This is a genomic window from Serratia sp. SA088, assembly GCF_049065515.1.
GTDB lineage: Bacteria > Pseudomonadota > Gammaproteobacteria > Enterobacterales > Enterobacteriaceae > Serratia > Serratia nematodiphila.
Genome location: NZ_JBAKGW010000002.1, coordinates 47,971 through 63,443, shown reverse-complemented (window position 1 = coordinate 63,443; position 15,473 = coordinate 47,971). Strand labels below are relative to the sequence as shown.

Annotated in this window: 15 protein-coding genes; 7 read left to right on the top strand and 8 right to left on the bottom strand. The window is 61.8% G+C overall.

The features are described from left to right. The first annotated feature begins 19 nt into the window (after nucleotides 1-19). Nucleotides 20-388 (top strand): VOC family protein, encoded by a 369-nt coding sequence (locus ACOWVD_RS05170; RefSeq protein WP_004938508.1) that lies wholly within the window; start codon nucleotides 20-22, stop codon nucleotides 386-388. Here the strand turns inward: ACOWVD_RS05170 and tus are convergent. Further along, nucleotides 378-1,316, bottom strand: coding sequence for a DNA replication terminus site-binding protein (tus, locus tag ACOWVD_RS05165; protein WP_421105488.1), 939 nt, complete (start codon nucleotides 1,314-1,316; stop codon nucleotides 378-380). The genes ACOWVD_RS05170 and tus overlap by 11 nt on opposite strands. A 330-nt stretch (nucleotides 1,317-1,646) precedes the next feature. Between tus and ACOWVD_RS05160 the strand changes: the two genes are divergently transcribed. After that, nucleotides 1,647-3,443, top strand: coding sequence for a glycoside hydrolase family 3 N-terminal domain-containing protein (locus ACOWVD_RS05160; RefSeq protein ID WP_421105487.1), 1,797 nt, complete (start codon nucleotides 1,647-1,649; stop codon nucleotides 3,441-3,443). 127 nt (nucleotides 3,444-3,570) lie between these two features. Further along, nucleotides 3,571-4,857: a glycoside hydrolase family 10 protein gene (locus tag ACOWVD_RS05155; protein WP_421105486.1), complete on the top strand. Its 1,287-nt coding sequence runs from the start codon at nucleotides 3,571-3,573 to the stop codon at nucleotides 4,855-4,857. 51 nt (nucleotides 4,858-4,908) lie between these two features. Here the strand turns inward: ACOWVD_RS05155 and ACOWVD_RS05150 are convergent, their stop codons facing one another. After that, on the bottom strand, nucleotides 4,909-6,177 hold the full coding sequence (locus ACOWVD_RS05150; RefSeq protein ID WP_031300458.1) for an MFS transporter: 1,269 nt from the start codon (nucleotides 6,175-6,177) through the stop codon (nucleotides 4,909-4,911). Nucleotides 6,178-6,324: 147 nt separating this feature from the next. Between ACOWVD_RS05150 and ACOWVD_RS05145 the strand changes: the two genes are divergently transcribed. The 3 genes from ACOWVD_RS05145 to bioD all read left to right on the top strand — a co-directional run bounded on the left by ACOWVD_RS05145 (nucleotide 6,325) and on the right by bioD (nucleotide 9,405). Further along, entirely contained in the window at nucleotides 6,325-7,215 is an 891-nt protein-coding gene (locus ACOWVD_RS05145) for a LysR family transcriptional regulator (protein WP_004938523.1), read from the top strand. A gap of 159 nt (nucleotides 7,216-7,374) precedes the next feature. Further along, nucleotides 7,375-8,592, top strand: coding sequence for a sugar metabolism global transcriptional regulator Mlc (mlc, locus tag ACOWVD_RS05140; protein ID WP_004938526.1), 1,218 nt, complete (start codon nucleotides 7,375-7,377; stop codon nucleotides 8,590-8,592). A 144-nt stretch (nucleotides 8,593-8,736) separates the two neighbouring features. Continuing rightward, nucleotides 8,737-9,405, top strand: coding sequence for a dethiobiotin synthase (bioD, locus tag ACOWVD_RS05135; protein WP_164095054.1), 669 nt, complete (start codon nucleotides 8,737-8,739; stop codon nucleotides 9,403-9,405). Between the two features lie 5 nt (nucleotides 9,406-9,410). On the opposite strand, the gene ACOWVD_RS05130 is transcribed toward bioD, so the two are convergent. Further along, nucleotides 9,411-9,905 (bottom strand): DUF2938 family protein, encoded by a 495-nt coding sequence (locus ACOWVD_RS05130; protein ID WP_164095055.1) that lies wholly within the window; start codon nucleotides 9,903-9,905, stop codon nucleotides 9,411-9,413. A gap of 70 nt (nucleotides 9,906-9,975) precedes the next feature. On the opposite strand from ACOWVD_RS05130, the gene ACOWVD_RS05125 reads away from it, so the two are divergent. Continuing rightward, the gene (locus ACOWVD_RS05125) at nucleotides 9,976-10,368 is read left to right on the top strand and encodes a helix-turn-helix domain-containing protein (protein WP_049241177.1); all 393 of its coding nucleotides are present in this window, start codon (nucleotides 9,976-9,978) and stop codon (nucleotides 10,366-10,368) included. Here the strand turns inward: ACOWVD_RS05125 and clcB are convergent. The 5 genes from clcB to ACOWVD_RS05100 all read right to left on the bottom strand — a co-directional run bounded on the left by clcB (nucleotide 10,365) and on the right by ACOWVD_RS05100 (nucleotide 15,225). Then, the gene (clcB, locus tag ACOWVD_RS05120; RefSeq protein ID WP_049241176.1) at nucleotides 10,365-11,666 is read right to left on the bottom strand and encodes a voltage-gated ClC-type chloride channel ClcB; all 1,302 of its coding nucleotides are present in this window, start codon (nucleotides 11,664-11,666) and stop codon (nucleotides 10,365-10,367) included. The genes ACOWVD_RS05125 and clcB overlap by 4 nt on opposite strands. 125 nt (nucleotides 11,667-11,791) lie before the next feature. Continuing rightward, nucleotides 11,792-12,931: an osmoprotectant ABC transporter ATP-binding protein OsmV gene (osmV, locus tag ACOWVD_RS05115; RefSeq protein ID WP_021505258.1), complete on the bottom strand. Its 1,140-nt coding sequence runs from the start codon at nucleotides 12,929-12,931 to the stop codon at nucleotides 11,792-11,794. Beyond that, complete coding sequence (osmW, locus tag ACOWVD_RS05110) at nucleotides 12,928-13,578, bottom strand: osmoprotectant ABC transporter permease OsmW (protein WP_004938544.1); 651 nt, start codon at nucleotides 13,576-13,578, stop codon at nucleotides 12,928-12,930. Before osmW ends, osmV begins: the two co-directional genes overlap by 4 nt. 8 nt (nucleotides 13,579-13,586) lie before the next feature. Further along, entirely contained in the window at nucleotides 13,587-14,444 is an 858-nt protein-coding gene (locus ACOWVD_RS05105) for a glycine betaine ABC transporter substrate-binding protein (protein WP_229705511.1), read from the bottom strand. Between the two features lie 64 nt (nucleotides 14,445-14,508). After that, nucleotides 14,509-15,225, bottom strand: coding sequence for an ABC transporter permease (locus ACOWVD_RS05100; RefSeq protein WP_004938551.1), 717 nt, complete (start codon nucleotides 15,223-15,225; stop codon nucleotides 14,509-14,511). Nucleotides 15,226-15,473 lie beyond the last annotated feature (248 nt).

Sequence of the window (15,473 nt, the reverse complement as noted above, 5' to 3'; positions counted from 1 at the left end):
TCACCCAAAGGACAGACCGATGACCCTTCCCAGCATGACCCTGCTTTACGTCGACAACCCGCTCAACAGCGCCGCCTTTTATCAACGTCTGCTGGGGCAGGCGCCGGTGGAGCTTTCGCCCGGCTTTGCCCTGTTCGTGCTCAACAACGGCTTCAAGCTGGGGATGTGGGCCAAACAGGGGGTAAAACCCGCCGCCACGCTGACCGGCGGCGGCGGTGAACTGGGCTTTTTATGCCAGGATCCGCAAGAAGTGGAGGCGCGCTATAACCAGTGGCGTGAGCTTGGGCTGACTATCGAGCAAACGCCGACCGAGATGGAGTTCGGTTACACCTTCGTGGCGCGAGATCCGGACGGCCATCGCCTGCGGGTGTATGCCCTCAGCGAGTAGCGTCGTCGGTATACAGGTGCAGACGCGGCACCAGCAGCCGCAGCGGCCTGGCGTCGGGTTTGTAACGGTGTTTCACCGCCTCGGCGTCGTAGTTGAGCAGTTCGCCGATCTTCGGCACCACGGCGCCGCTTTCAACCTGACACAGGGCGATCAGCGGCAGCGGGCAGGGGTGCTGCACCTGTTTTTGCTGCTGCTGATACCACACCCGGGCGATCGGCTGCACTTTTACCGGCCGTTTGATCTTCAGCGTCGCCTGCTGCGGCAGCCGGCTGACGTCGTCTATTTCGCGGCTGACCAGGGCGGCCCACTGTTCACGGCTGTGCGGCGGCACCGCGCGGCCGGCTTTCAGGCTTTTCTCCAGCTGCGCCAGAATGTCGTCCCGCTTGACGTTTTTGATGATGTGCTTGTTGGCCCAGCCGAAGCGCACGGAGTCGGGATTGCTCAGGGCGGTGAGGGTGCGATAGGCGCTGAGGGTAATCAGCCCGTGCAGATGGGTGTGCACGAACTCGAAACGCTGCTCCGGCGCCAGGCCGGAATCGACGGTGATAATCTGCTCCAGTTCGCCCTTCAGGCGGTTTATCAGCGCCAGCTGCGTTTGCAGCGCCTGATACTCCGGCGGCTCCACCGCCAGACAGATGACGCCGGGCAGGCGCACGGCGGCCTTGCTGCTGACATTCTCCCGGTTATGGTGGATGAACAGCCGCTGATAATGTTCCAGCGCCAGATCGCGCGCCGCTTGCCCCACATGCTGCTCGACCGCGATATGCGAAATGGCCTGATGTTCCTGGCCTTTTTCAACCTCCGGCAGGCTGAACACCCGCGCCGCCAGCAACCGCAGCGGGGTGATCTGCTGCTGCAATGCGCCGAGCGCCTGCTCCAGCTCGTTAAAGCAGGCGTTCATTCGGCCAATCACATCGTATCTGCTCATCGCACACTCCCATATTAGTTACAACATACTATAGAAGAGTGGCCGACTGGGGGCAACATCGGCAAACGAAGAGGGAGCGGCTTCACTGGCCACCCGGCTTGCCAGCGAAAAATACGCCAGAGGGACTTCTACAGCAGGGTGTGAAATAGACTTTGCATTGATAGGGGTTTGATTCATTGATGGATTTTTTCTGTTGGTTGATATTTTGTTTGATCCATTTTCCGCTTGCCGTTGTCCAATCGCTGGAACAAACAGAATGGCAGGACGCTATGAGCCCCTCGGGTTATCTTTTCTTCTGTCATTAACGGGTGCTTTAAACGGAGGTTTACTGTGGATATTAAACAGAAAGTCAAAAACATGACGCTGGAAGAGAAGATCGGGCAAAAAATCATGCTGGATTTTCGCTACTGGGATCAGAACGGTAGCAGCAATCAGGATATGACCGTTCCCGATGCAGCCATTGGCAAGCTGATCACCGATAACCACATCGGTGGGGTGATCCTGTTTGCCAATAATCTGAAAGACAAGCAGCAGATCAAAACGTTGACGGCCTGGTATGCCGCGCTGAAAACCCACGCGGGCGTTCGTTTGTTTATTGGCACGGATAACGAAGGCGGTAACGTTTTCCGGCTGCCGCGCGGCGACTACGCCTCATTCCCCGGCAATATGGCGCTGGCGGCGGCGATCGAGGGCGGTGCGGATAAACAGCTCGCCGTTGAACAGGGCAAACTGATGGCCCAGGATATGCGCGCGTTGCATATCAATACCAACTTTGCCCCGGTCGTGGACGTCAACACCAACCCGTTCAACCCGGTGATTAACGTTCGCGCCTTCAGCGATGATAAGAACACCGTTGCCCGCCTGGCGGAAAACATGGTGGCGGGCATGAAACAGCAGGGGCTGATCACCGCGTACAAACACTTCCCCGGCCATGGCAGCACCTCCACCGACTCGCATACCGGTTTGCCGCGCGTCGATCGTACGCGGGAAGAAGCTTTTGCCATTGATATCGCCCCTTATAAACAGGCCATTGATCGCTGCGCGGCGCCGGATATGGTGATGACTGCGCATATTCAGTACCCCGCACTGGATAACAGCCAGATCGACACCCGCAACGGTGAAAAAATCACGGTGCCGGCCACCATGTCGCGCGAAATCCAGACCCAGATCCTGCGCAATGAGCTGGGTTATGCCGGCGTAACGATTTCAGACGCGCTGGATATGGGCGCGATTGCCGAGCATTTCAGCCAGCAAACAGCGGCTGAAAACGTGTTTACCGCCGGGGTGGATATTGCTCTGATGCCTGTCAGCATCGCCTCGCCGGCGCAGGCGAGCCTGCTGCCCGAGCTTATCCGCTACATTGCGCAGCGGGTGAAAACCGGGCATCTCAGCGAGGCCGATATTGATGCCTCTGTCGAGCGCATTTTGCGCCTCAAATTGCGCCATCACCTGATGGGCCATAGCGATAAACCCTGTTCCCACGACGTTTCGTCCTCCGCGCATCAGCTGGAGAAACGGATTGCCGATCGTTCCATTACCGTGGTTATCAACCGTCAATGTCTGCTGCCGTTAAAGGACAAAGCGCTGCGCTACTTTATTCTGACTCCGTGGGGCGAGCAGGCCAACGGCATTGCGAACGTGATGGCGCAGGAGGGCTACCAGAACGTCGTGGCCGCGAAGGAAACGGAACTGAGCGACGCCCAGGTCAGGGAACATATTGCCGGCTGCGACGTGTTCTTGCTTGGAACCCTCTCAACCCGCTTTACGCCTGCCGAGCAGGATGGGGTCGTGACCGCCGCCACCGGATCGGGTAATGACAGCAGCCCTTATCCGGGCTGGCTGAAATACGCCGCCGAGCAGGGGAAAAAACGCGTTCACCTCTCATTGCGCGCGCCTTACGATATCGTGAACTATGCCGCAGACGTGGATGCGGCTGTCGCCACCTATTCTTACTACGGGTATGACAGCGGCGTATGGCGTGGCCCTTCGATGATATCGCTGGCGCAGGTGCTGACGGGGAAAATCAGACCGCACGGAAAACTGCCGGTTAATACCTGGCATGACTACGATGAGCAAACCAATACCGGCAAGGTGGCGTTCCCTCGCGGGACGGGGCTGAGCTGGTGATGGGATAAGGAGAGGCGTCGTCTGAGAAGGGCGGCGCCGGTAGCTAAACCGCGTTGATAAAGCGGGCGGTTTCTTGCTCCGCACGCCGCGACATGGGATAACCGTCACTCACGGAAGGAGAACATTTATGCCGACAGGCGCAACAAAACTAGGCGGATGGCTGTTGATGGCCGCCATGCTGGGCGTGAGCGGATGCGCCAAACCCCCTGAGCCGGAAAAGCCTCCGCAGCCTGTACCGCCGGCAACGCCGATGCGGGGCATCTGGCTGGCCACGGTCATTGGCTTGGACTGGCCGCCGGCGGCCTCGCTGAAAGCGGAATCCATGCAAGAGCGGGTGCGTCTGCAGAAGCAGGGGCTGACGGACGCGCTGGACGACATGGTGAAAACCGGGATTAACACGGTGTATTTTCAGGTTAAACCGGACGGCACGGCCCTGTGGCGTTCTGACATCTTGCCCTGGTCGGAGGTATTGACCGGCACCGTGGGCCAGGATCCGGGTTATGATCCGCTGGCCTTTATGCTGACAGAAGCGCACCGACGCGGCATCAAAGTGCATGCCTGGCTGAACCCTTATCGGGTTTCCATGAATACCCGACAGCAAACGATTGATGCACTCAATCATACGCTGCAGTCGCCGCCGGCCAGCGTCTATGCGCTGCATCCCGACTGGATACGCACCGCCAGCGATCGCTTCGTGCTCGACCCCGGCCTGCCCGAGGTGCGCAACTGGATCACCGGCGTGGTGGCTGAAGTCGTCAAAAACTACGATGTCGACGGCATTCAGTTTGACGATTATTTCTATTACGAAACGCCGCAATCGCCGCTGGATGATGAAAAGACGTATCGCGCATACGGCAAAGGGTTTGCAGACAAGGCCGACTGGCGAAGAGACAACACGCTGCAATTGATAAAACAGGTTTCCGCCACCGTCAAAGCACTGAAGCCCGCGGTCGCGTTTGGCGTCAGCCCGGCGGGCGTATGGCGAAAAAAAGCGGACGATCCTGCCGGTTCGGCGACGCGGGCCGGCGCGCCGTCGTACGATACGGCCTATGCCGATACGCGCCAGTGGGTCAAACTGGGGCTGCTCGACTATATCGCGCCGCAGCTGTATTGGCCTTTCGATCGTGAAATTGTTCGCTACGACGTGCTGGCCAACTGGTGGGCCGAGGTGGTGAAAGACACGCCGGTTCGGCTCTATGCCGGGGTGGCGCTGTATAAAGTGGGCACGCCATCGGCCAGCGAGCCGGCCTGGACCGTCGACGGCGGCGTCCCCGAGCTGAAAAGGCAGTTGGATCTCAACGAGAGCCTGCCGGGGATGGGGGGAACCATCCTGTTCCGGCAACGTTATCTGACCGAGCCGCAAACGGACAAGGCGGTGGAGTACCTGCAAACTCGCTGGCAACCCGGTCAATAATCACGGGCTATGGCATGACGAGCCGCGGCTAACCACCGCGGCTTTTTCCATTCACAGGCGCGCCGCTTCCGGCAGCCGTTTCAGGTAATGCACCACCAGCAGCGCCAGCAATAGCATCAGGCTGATAAATGCCGCCACGCCATTCCAGCCGAAGCTGTGCCAGAACACGCCGCCCAGGGTGCCGGCCACGCTGGAGCCGACGTAATAGCAGAACAGATACAGCGACGACGCCTGGCCTTTGGCGCGGCGCGCACGGCGGCCGATCCAGCTGCTGGCCACCGAGTGGGCGGCGAAGAAACCGGCGGTGAACAGCATCATGCCGATAAAGATCGCCGGCACCTGCGGCAGCGCGGTAATCAGGATCCCGATCAGCATAATCACGATCGACGCCAGCAGCACCGGGCCGCGCCCGAAGCGCGAGGTGAGCGCGCCGGCCTTGGGCGAACTGTAGGAGCCGGTGAGGTACACCACCGACAGCAGGCCGACGATCGCCTGGCTCAGGTGATAAGGATCCGCCAGCAGGCGATAACCGATGTAGTTGAACAGGGTGACGAAGCTGCCCATCAGCAGGAAACCTTCCGCGAACAGCAGCGGCAACCCTTTATCGTGCCAATGCAGTTTGAAGTTGATCAGCAGGGTGCGCGGGCGCAGCGAGCTGGCGCGAAAATGCCGCGAAGCGGGCAGGATGCGCCAGAACATGCAGGCGGCGGCGAGGGCGAACAGACCGATGACCCCGAGCGAGACGCGCCAGGAGAAGAAGTCGGTCAGCACCCCGGTCACCAGACGGCCGCTCATGCCGCCGATCGAGTTGCCGCTGATGTACAACCCCATCGAGAAGGCGACGAAGCTGGGGTGGATCTCTTCGCTGAGGTAGGTCATGCCGACCGCGGCGACGCCGCTCAGCGACAGGCCGATCAATGCGCGCATCAGTAAAATGCCGTGCCAGCTGGTCATAAAGGCGCAAATCAACGTGCAAACCGCCGCCAGCAGCAGCGCCACCACCATCACCGACTTGCGGCCGATGGCGTCGGACAGCGGCCCGGTAAACATCAGGCCGATCGCCAGCAGGCCGGTGGAGACCGAGAGCGACAGGCTGCTTTCCGCCGGCGAGACGCCGAAGTCTTGCGACAGCACCGGCAGGATCGGCTGCACGCAGTAAAGCAACGCGAAGGTCGCCAGCCCGGCGGAAAACAGCGCCAGCGTGACGCGCATAAACTGCGGCGTGCCGCGTTCGATATAGGGGAGTTTATTGTTGAGGGTGGAGCGTTTTACTTTTGGCGCAGCGGCCGCGTCATCGTTGGCGGCCAGCGTCGACGGCATCACGGCCGCAGAACGCACAGGGGTTGTCACAGCGTTTCCTTACCGAACTTCGGGGAGATAAACAGACACTTTGCAGATAACAAAATGATAGGGAGCGGCGAATTTTTTGTCTAATATATTAATAATTACAATTAAGACTTTTTAAATATGAATATCGAGTTGAGACACCTGCGTTACTTTATCGCCGTGGCCGAAGAGCTGCATTTTGGCCGCGCCGCCGAGCGGTTGCGCATCTCCCAGCCGCCGCTCAGCCAGCAAATTCAGGCGCTGGAAGAGATGGTCGGCGCGCGGCTGCTGGCGCGCAACAACCGCAACGTCAGTTTGACCCAGGCCGGGGAGATGTTCCTCAAAGAAGCCTATCAGGTGCTCGATCAGGTCGGCCGCGCGGCGGAAAAGGCGGCGCGCCTGGATCGCGGCGAACTGGGGGAAATGACCATCGGCTTTACCTCTTCCGCGCCCTTTATCGGCGTGGTGGCGCGCAGCCTGCGCGCCTTTCGCCAGCAGTCCCCGCAGGTGCACATCAAGATGCGCGAAATCAACACCAAACAGCAGATCGAACCGCTGCTGAACGGCGAACTGGATCTGGGGGTGATGCGCAACACGCGGCTGCCGGAAGCGCTGCACTATCAGCTGCTGCTGCGTGAACCGCTGGTGGCGGTAGTGCCGGAAGGGCATCCGCTGGCGGAAACGCCCGGCGGCGCGCTGCGGTTTCAACATTTGGCGCGGGAGCCGTTCGTGTTCTTCTCGCGCGAAGTGGGCACCGCGCTGTACGACGAAATTCTGCTGCTGCTCGGCAAGGCCGGCATCACCCCGTATATCACCCAGGAAGTGGGGGAAGCGATGACTATCATCGGGCTGGTCTCCGCCGGGTTGGGAGTTTCGATTCTGCCGGCGTCTTTCGCCCGGGTGCGGGTGGACGGCGTGCGCTATTTGCCGCTGGCGGAGCCGGACGCCACCACCGAAGTGTGGCTGGTGCACCACCGCCGGCGGCCGTTGACCGCGGCGGCGCAGTCGCTGATGGCGTTGATGCTGAAATGACGTTGAGCTTGGGCAAATAAAAATCAATTCACGCTGAAATTGCGAGGAATTTGTGCAGCAAATCACATAACGAATCAAATAGTTGACGCTGTATGACAAAAGCCCCACCATAACCCCTAGTCTTTATTTAGAAGCGCGAAAAATAGTAGGAGCCGGTTTGTGATTGCGGTTGGGCAGCCTGGGCATATCGATCAAATCAAACAGACCAATGCGGGGGCGGTTTATCGGCTAATCGATCAACTGGGTCCGATTTCGCGCATCGAACTGTCAAAACGCGCGCAGCTGGCGCCCGCCAGCATCACCAAGATCGTGCGCGAGCTGCTGGAAGCCCATTTGGTCAAGGAAACCGAGTACCAGGAGATCGGCAGCCGGGGGCGCCCGGCGGTGGGGCTGGTGTTGGACACCGAAGCCTGGCACTACCTGTCCGCCCGCATCAGCCGCGGCAGCATCACGCTGGCGCTGCGCGATCTCAGCAGCAAGCTGGTGGTGGAGGAACAGCTGCCGCTGGCGGCCGAACACCCCGAACCGCTGCTGAAACGCATCCTGACCGAAGTCGATCAGTTCTTTATCCGCCACCAAAGCAAGCTGGAACGGCTGACGGCGATCGCCATTACGCTGCCGGGCATGATCGATGTGCAGTCCGGCGTGGTGCACCGCATGCCGTTTTACGACGTGCTGGAGATGCCGCTCGGCCCGGCGCTGGAAACCCGCACCGGCCTGCCGGTTTACCTGCAGCACGACATCAGCGCCTGGACCATGGCCGAGGCGCTGTACGGCGCCTCGCGCGGCAGCCAGAACGTGATTCAGGTGGTGATCGACCACAACGTCGGCGCCGGGGTGATCACCGGCGGCCATGTGTTGCACGCCGGCAGCCACAGCGTGGTGGAGATCGGCCACACCCAGGTCGATCCCTACGGCAAACGCTGTTACTGCGGCAACCACGGCTGTCTCGAAACCGTGGCCAGCATTGAGAACATGCTGGAGATCGCCCAGCAGCGGCTAAGCGGCTCGATGAGCTCCAGCCTGCACGGCGCGCCGCTGACCGTCGAATCGCTGTGCGACGCCGCGCTGGCGGGCGATCAGCTGGCGCGGGACATCATTCTCGGCGTCGGCCACAGCGTGGGGCGCATTCTGGCTATCATGGTCAACCTGTTCAATCCCGAGAAGATCCTGGTGGGCTCGCCGCTCAACCGCGCGGCGGAGATCCTGCACCCGGCCATCGCCTCCTGCATTCGCCAGCAGGCGCTGCCGGCCTACAGCGAGCAGGTCAAGGTCGAATCCACGCAGTTCTTCAATCAGGGCACCATGCCCGGCGCGGCGCTGGTGAAAGAGGCGCTGTATAACGGTTCATTGCTGGTGCAGCTGCTGCAAGGCTAACATCAGAACCTCTTATTAATTCCGCAAAAGATTGAGCTACCTCAAGCCCCTAAGCGGCAGCATCCCCTAGAATTTTTCCGAAAGACTTCTTCGCCGCCGGTGCGGCGATACATTGTTAACGGGGCATTCTGGGGCATTTTATTCATGTTGAAGCGTTTATTTGTGACAGGCACGGATACCGACGTCGGTAAAACCGTGGTTTCCCGCGGGTTGATGCAGGCGCTGGCCGCCGAAGGCCGTTCGGTGGCCGGCTACAAGCCGATCGCCGCGCGCTGCCAGGAAACCAGCGAGGGCATCCGCAATAAAGACGCTTTGGTATTGCAGGCATCTTCAACCCTGCCGCTGTCCTACGAGGAGATCAATCCCATCACCTGCCTGGATGAGGTGTTTCATGCGCATGCGACCGAGGACATCAACTATGGCGTGATGAGCAGCGGTCTGCGGGATCTGTCGACCAAAGCCGATACGGTGGTGGTGGAAGGCAGCGGCGGTTGGCGGGTACTGATGAACGATCTGCGGCCTTACGCCGAGTGGGTGGTGCAGGAACAGCTGCCGGTGGTGCTGGTGGTGGGCATCAAGCTGGGCTGCGTCAGCCACGCGTTGCTGACCGCACAGTCGATTATCAACGACGGCCTGCCGTTGCTGGGCTGGGTCGCCAACCGCATCAACCCGGGGTTGGCTCACTATGCTGAAACCATCGCGGCGCTGCAGCAGCGCATTTCTGCGCCGCTGCTGGGTGAAATCCCGTATCTGCCGCGCGCGGAGCAGCGCGAACTGGCGCACTATCTCGACATCTCCACGCTGCTGCGCTAGCGCGCTCAGGCCAGGAAAGGGGCCAACAAACGGGCGGAGACAAACAGCCCCAGGCCGTACACCGTATGCACCAGCAGGCTGATGATGCGGCTACGCGTCGGATTGGGGGTGTTCGCCGCCGCCACGCCAAAGCCCAACGCCGGCTGCATCACGAAGAAGGGCGCCGCCAGGCTCAGCCAGCCGCTCAACAGCGCGACCAGCGGCGTCGGCGCGGCGTACCACGCGATGCCCGCCAAGCCGAGCGGGATAAAGGCGAAGGCGACGCCGATCGCGTAGTGCAGCAGCCATCCCATCGCTTTTTCTCCCCACCGCACCGGCGCAGCCATGATCGGAGCGTGATAAAACCGGCCGTCGAACAGGCCGATAAACCAGCGGCCGACCAGCGCGTAGTTAAGGGGCGGGATGCCCAGCACGCGCTTTTGCACGATGGCCCACAGATCGGTGCACAGCGTGGCGCCCACCCCGGTCAGCACAATCATCAGTAAAATTTCTGTCGTCATTTTCGTGTCCTTAAAGTCACTCATGGTGTAATGTGCGCACAGTGTGCAACTTAAAGTCGACTTCAAGTCAATGGAAAAAGAACTGGATATTGGCGAGGTGGCGCGTTTGAGCGGCATCGCGCCCTCGGCGCTGCGGCATTACGAGAAAAAGGGGCTGATCGCCTCGATAGGCCGCAACGGTTTACGTCGCCAATACGCCGCCGGCGTGCTGGATCAACTGAAGCTGATCGCCCTTGGGCGGCTGGCGGGATTCACGCTGGATGAGATCGCCTCGCTGTTTGACGAGCGGGGGCGCATCGCCCTCGATCGCCGGCTGCTGGCGGCGCGGATTGAAGAACTGGATCGCACCCTGCGGCGTCTGGGGCAGGTGCGCGCCGGTTTGCAGCACATGGTCGATTGCCCTGAACCGGAGCACCTGCAGTGCCCGCAGTTCAGGAAGCTGCTGCAGCAGGGCGAGTTTTAAGCCTCGCGTTTGGGCGGCGGCGCGGTGTGGTAGACCGATACCGGCCGCAGGCCGCGCGACACGGTGGTGGCGATCACGCAGGCCAGCAGAATGCCGGGCAGCAGCGCGTATTCGCCGGTCATTTCAAATACCATCAGCGCCGCCATGATCGGCGCATGGGTGGTGGCGGCCAGCAGGGTAGCCATGCCGGTCAGCGCCAGCAGCAGCGGCACCGCCGTATCCATGCCCGGCCACAGGCCGAACAGCTGGCCGATCATCGAACCGAGCGCGGCGCCGACGAACAGCGTCGGGGTGAAGACCCCGCCGGGCGCGCCCGACCCGCTGCTGGCGAGGATCGCCAACAGCTTGCATACCAGGATCGCCCCCAGCAGCAACACCCCCGGCGGCGCGATCAGCAGCGCCTGCACCACGCTGTAGCCATTGCCCCATACCTGCGGGAACAACAGCGAAAGCAGCCCGACGATCAGGCCGCCCAGCGCCAGCTGCAGCGGCGGCTTCAGGCGCAGCGATCGGAACGCGCGGCCGGTGGCGGTCATCAACCATAAAAACAGCGGCCCGCCGGCGCCGGCCACCACGCCGACCAGCGCCATCAGCAGGTATTGCGTCGGCAAGGGGGCGGCGAGCGGCGTCACCAGGTAGAGCGGCGCCTGGCCGCCGTTGAGCAGGTTGGTCATCAGCAGGGCGCTGACCGCGGCGATCACCACCGGGCCGAGCGAGGCCAGCATCAGGGTGCCGAACAGGATCTCGGCGATAAACAGGCTGCCCGCCAGCGGCGCATGATAGGCGCTGGCCATCCCGGCGGCGGCGGCGCAGGCCACCCACAGTTTCCATTCTTTCTCGTGCGTAAAGCGCTGGGCAAACAGCGAGCCCACCAGCGCCGCCAGCAGGATCATCGCGCCCTCACGGCCGATGGCGCTGCCGCTCGACACCACCAGCAGCGACGCCAGGCACTTCACCAGGCTGGCGCCGGTGTCCAGCTTGCCGTTGCCGGTCTCGATCGCTTCCATATAGTCGGTGGGCGCCGCCGGGCGCTGGTGGCGGTAGCGCTGGTGAACATACAGCAGCAGACCCGCCGCCAGCCCGCCCAACGCAGGCGTCAGGGCGCGCCGCCAGCCGGGCAGCGCGGCGGCGGCGGCCACCAGACTGCCGTCGGCATTGCCGAGCAACAGCCACTCGAGGCCAATCATCGAACGGTGGAACAGCCACACCGCCAGGGCGGCGGCGACGCCGATGAACACGGCGATAAACAGGCTGCGCAGCAGGGCGCGATAGTGGTGCAGGTGGACCAATCTTTTCATGCGTGGGCGGCGTCGTGAGAAAAATCAAAGGGTCATCAGCGCATTGTGCTTGGCGCTCCGGCCGATGACCAGTGAATCTTTATCAAACTGCGGCATGGGCGGGGCGGTCGGCGCCCCGGCGGGGGTTATTGCGGCGTCAGAACCCGGCGCGTGCGGCCGGAGCTGAGGTAGTCGGCGATATAATCCTGCGAGATTTCGCCGCTGTAGCGGCCGTCTTCATCGACGATCGGCATCCAGGACGTATTGTGCTCATACAGCTTCGACAGCACCACGCGCAGGTTCTCTTCCGCGCGGGCGGTGACGCGAAAGCGGTGCAGGCTATCGGCGCATACCCCCGGCGCACCGCGCGCCTCGCGGCGTTTGACGTAACCCAGCGGTTTGCCGTCGGCGTCCACTACCGTCACCGAACGTGCATCGATATCGTCCATCAACCCGAATGCCTCTGTCAGCGGCGTTTCCCGGCGCACCGTCACCGTCTCTTGTTGGTCTGCCACGTCGCCGGCCTGCACCAGCAGCAGGCGCTTCAGCGTGCGATCCTGGCCGACAAAGGAGGCGACGAAGTCGTTCGCCGGGCGCGCCAGCAGCTCATCGGCGCTGGCGTTCTGCACGATCTTGCCCTGGCGGAACACCGCGATGCGATCGCCGAGCTTCAGTGCTTCGTCGATGTCGTGGCTGACCAGCATCACGGTCTTCTTCAGCTGACGCTGCATGTCGAGAAACTCGTTTTGGATGGTTTCGCGGTTGATCGGATCCACCGCGCCGAAGGGTTCATCCATCAGCAGCACCGGCGGATCGGCCGCCAGCGCGCGGATCACGCCGATGCGCTGCTGCTGCCCGCCGGACATCTCTTTCGGGTAGCGGTGCAAAAAGCGCTTGGGATCCAGCGCCACCATGCTCATCAGCTCCTCGGCGCGATCGTGGCAGCGTTTTTTGTCCCAGCCCAGCATGCGCGGCACCACGGTGATGTTCTCCTCGATGGTCATGTTGGGGAACAGGCCGATCTGCTGGATGACGTAGCCGATTTTGCGGCGCAGGCTGACGGTATCCAGCGCGCTGGTGTCTTCGCCGTTGATCAGAATGGTGCCGCCGGTGGGTTCGATCAGGCGGTTGATCATCTTCAGCGTGGTGGTTTTGCCGCAGCCGGATGGACCGAGCAGCACGCAGATTTCGCCTTCCGGCACGTCCAGATTGATGTTGTCGACGGCGTTGAACGGCGTGCCGTTCTTCTGCATGAACTGTTTGGTCAGATTTTCCAATTTAATCATGAGCGGATCCCCTTGGGCGTGAGCGCAATTTGCAAGCGGTGCAATAACCAATCGAGGACGATCGCCAGCAGGCTGATCATCACGGCGCCGGTAATCAACTGGCGGATGTCGCTGCTGCTGATGCCGTTGAGCAGCAGCAGGCCGAGGCCGCCGGCGCCGATCACGGCGGCGATCGCCATCACGCCGATATTCATCACCACGGCGGTGCGAATGCCGCCGAAAATCACCGGCAGCGCTACCGGGATCTCCACCCAGCGCAGGCGTTGCCAGAAGGTCATGCCGATGCCGCGGCCGGCTTCGCGCAGCCCGCCGGGCAGGTTGTCGAGCGCGGTGTGGGTGTTGCGCACGATCGGCAGCAGCGAATAGAGGAACACCGCGGTGATCGCCGGCACGTAGCCGATGCCGTGGCCGATTAAGGAAAACAGCGGGATCATCAGCCCGAACAGGGCGATGGAGGGCACGGTCAGCACCAGCGTGGCCAGGCTCAGCACCGGCGTCGCCAGCCATTTGTGGCGGACGATCAGTACGCCGAGCGGCACGCCGATCAGGATCGCCAGGCCGACGGCGATGCCGACCAGCAGCAGGTGTTCCAGCGTCAATCCGGCGATATAGGCCCAGTTTTGCCAGGCGTAAAGTAAGGTATTCATCATGCCTCCTAAATCAGGCCGCGCTGCTTGAGGAACGCGTCGGCGACCTGTTGCGGCGTCTGGTAGTCGATATCCACTCTGGCGTTAAGCTCGGTGATCACCTGATTGTTGAACTGTTTCGACAGCGTGTTCAGCGCCTCCTCCAACCCCGGCGTGTTTTGCAACACGTCGGCGCGCACCACCGGCGTGACCGCATAGCTCGGGAAATAGCCTTTGTCGTCTTCGAGCACCTGCAGATCGAAGCCTTTCACCCGGCCGTCGGTGGTGTACACCAGCCCGGCGTCGACGAAGCCGTCGCGGATGGCGTTGTAGACCAGGCCGGGATCCATCTGGCGGATTTGCGGGCGATCCAGCGGCATGTCGTACAGCGCCTGCATCGGCTTCAGGCCGTCCGAGCGGCCGGCAAATTCCAGATCCAGTCCCAGCAGCCAGTTGTGTTTCGGGTCGGTTTTACGCACCTGTTCCACTTTGGCCACCAGCTGCGACATCGTGCGGATCTGCTCTTTTTCCGCGCGCCGGCGCTGCATGGCGAAGGCGTAGGTGTTGTTCATGTCCGCCGGCTGCAGCCACACCAGGCCGAGTTTGGCGTCGAGCTTTTTCACCGTGTCGTAGGTTTCCTGCGGCGACATGCGCTTATTGATGTGGTTAAAGATGATCAGCGAGGTGCCGGTGTATTCCCAGGTCATGTCGATCTGCTTGTTGATCATCGCGTTGCGGGTGATCACCGTAGCCAGATTGGTTTTGGGTTCGACCTGAAAACCTTTGGCCCGCAGGTATTGCACGGTGATCGCCGACAGAATGCGCTGTTCGGTAAAGTTCTTGCTCGCCAGCGTCAGCGGGGCGGCCCAGGCGGCCGCGCCGGTCATCAGCAAGGAGAACAGCAGCGCGTGGCGGAGTCGTTGTAACCATCGAGTCATCGCGTTTCTCCCATCAGGATGCGGTGTGCGGGCTGAGCCGGCGGCCGAGACCGGCCAGCGCCAGATCGAGCAGCAGGGCGATCAGCGCGGTGGCGGCGGCGCCGAGGATCAGCGTCGGGAAGTCGTTCAGGTAGATGCCGGGGAAGATCAGCTCGCCATAGCTGCTGGCGCCGATCAAAAACGCCAGCGGCGCGGTGCCGACGTTAATCGCCATCGCGATGCGCACCCCGGCGAAGATCACCGGCAGGGCATTGGGCAGTTCGACCTGGCGCAGCCGCTGCCCGGCGGTCATGCCAATACCGTTGGCGGCCTCGACCAGCGCTGGCGGCACCGAACGCAGGCCGGCATAGGTATTGCGCACGATAGGCAGCAGCGAGGCGAGGAACAACGCCACCACCGCCGGCCGGTCGCCGATGCCGATGATCACCATCGCCAATGCCAACACCGCCAGCGGCGGCAGGGTGTTGCCGACGTTAAAGATCTGCATCACGTGCTCCGCCCAGCGGCGGGCGAAAGGGCGGCTCAGCAGGATACCGCTGGGAATGCCGACCAGCAGCGACAGCAGCATCGAACACACCACCAGGAACATGTGCTGCTGACCGAGGTAAATCAAATCTTCCCGGCGCGACTTGAGGGTTTCCCAACCGATGCCGTAAACCAGCAGCGCGATGACGGCGATAAACAGCAGGCTCCCGAGGAGCAGGCGCCGGTATGGCGCTGACTTGTGCATGATGTTGCGTCCTCCGTTGCGCGGAGCGGCCGACGAGACGGCGCATTCCGCTCTGATTGTTACCCACGGCCCGGCGGGCGTGGCGGTACAAAACGGGCGTTTCGCATGAGGTTAGCGACATTGAGCGAAGGGTGCGTTCGGCACAGCGTGCTGAACGTAGGCTCAATACGTGAGTTAATCAGCATAAGATACTGATATTTAAACCCGAGAAAGCACGAAGCCCAAAGGCGCCGGCTAGGGAAGGTATA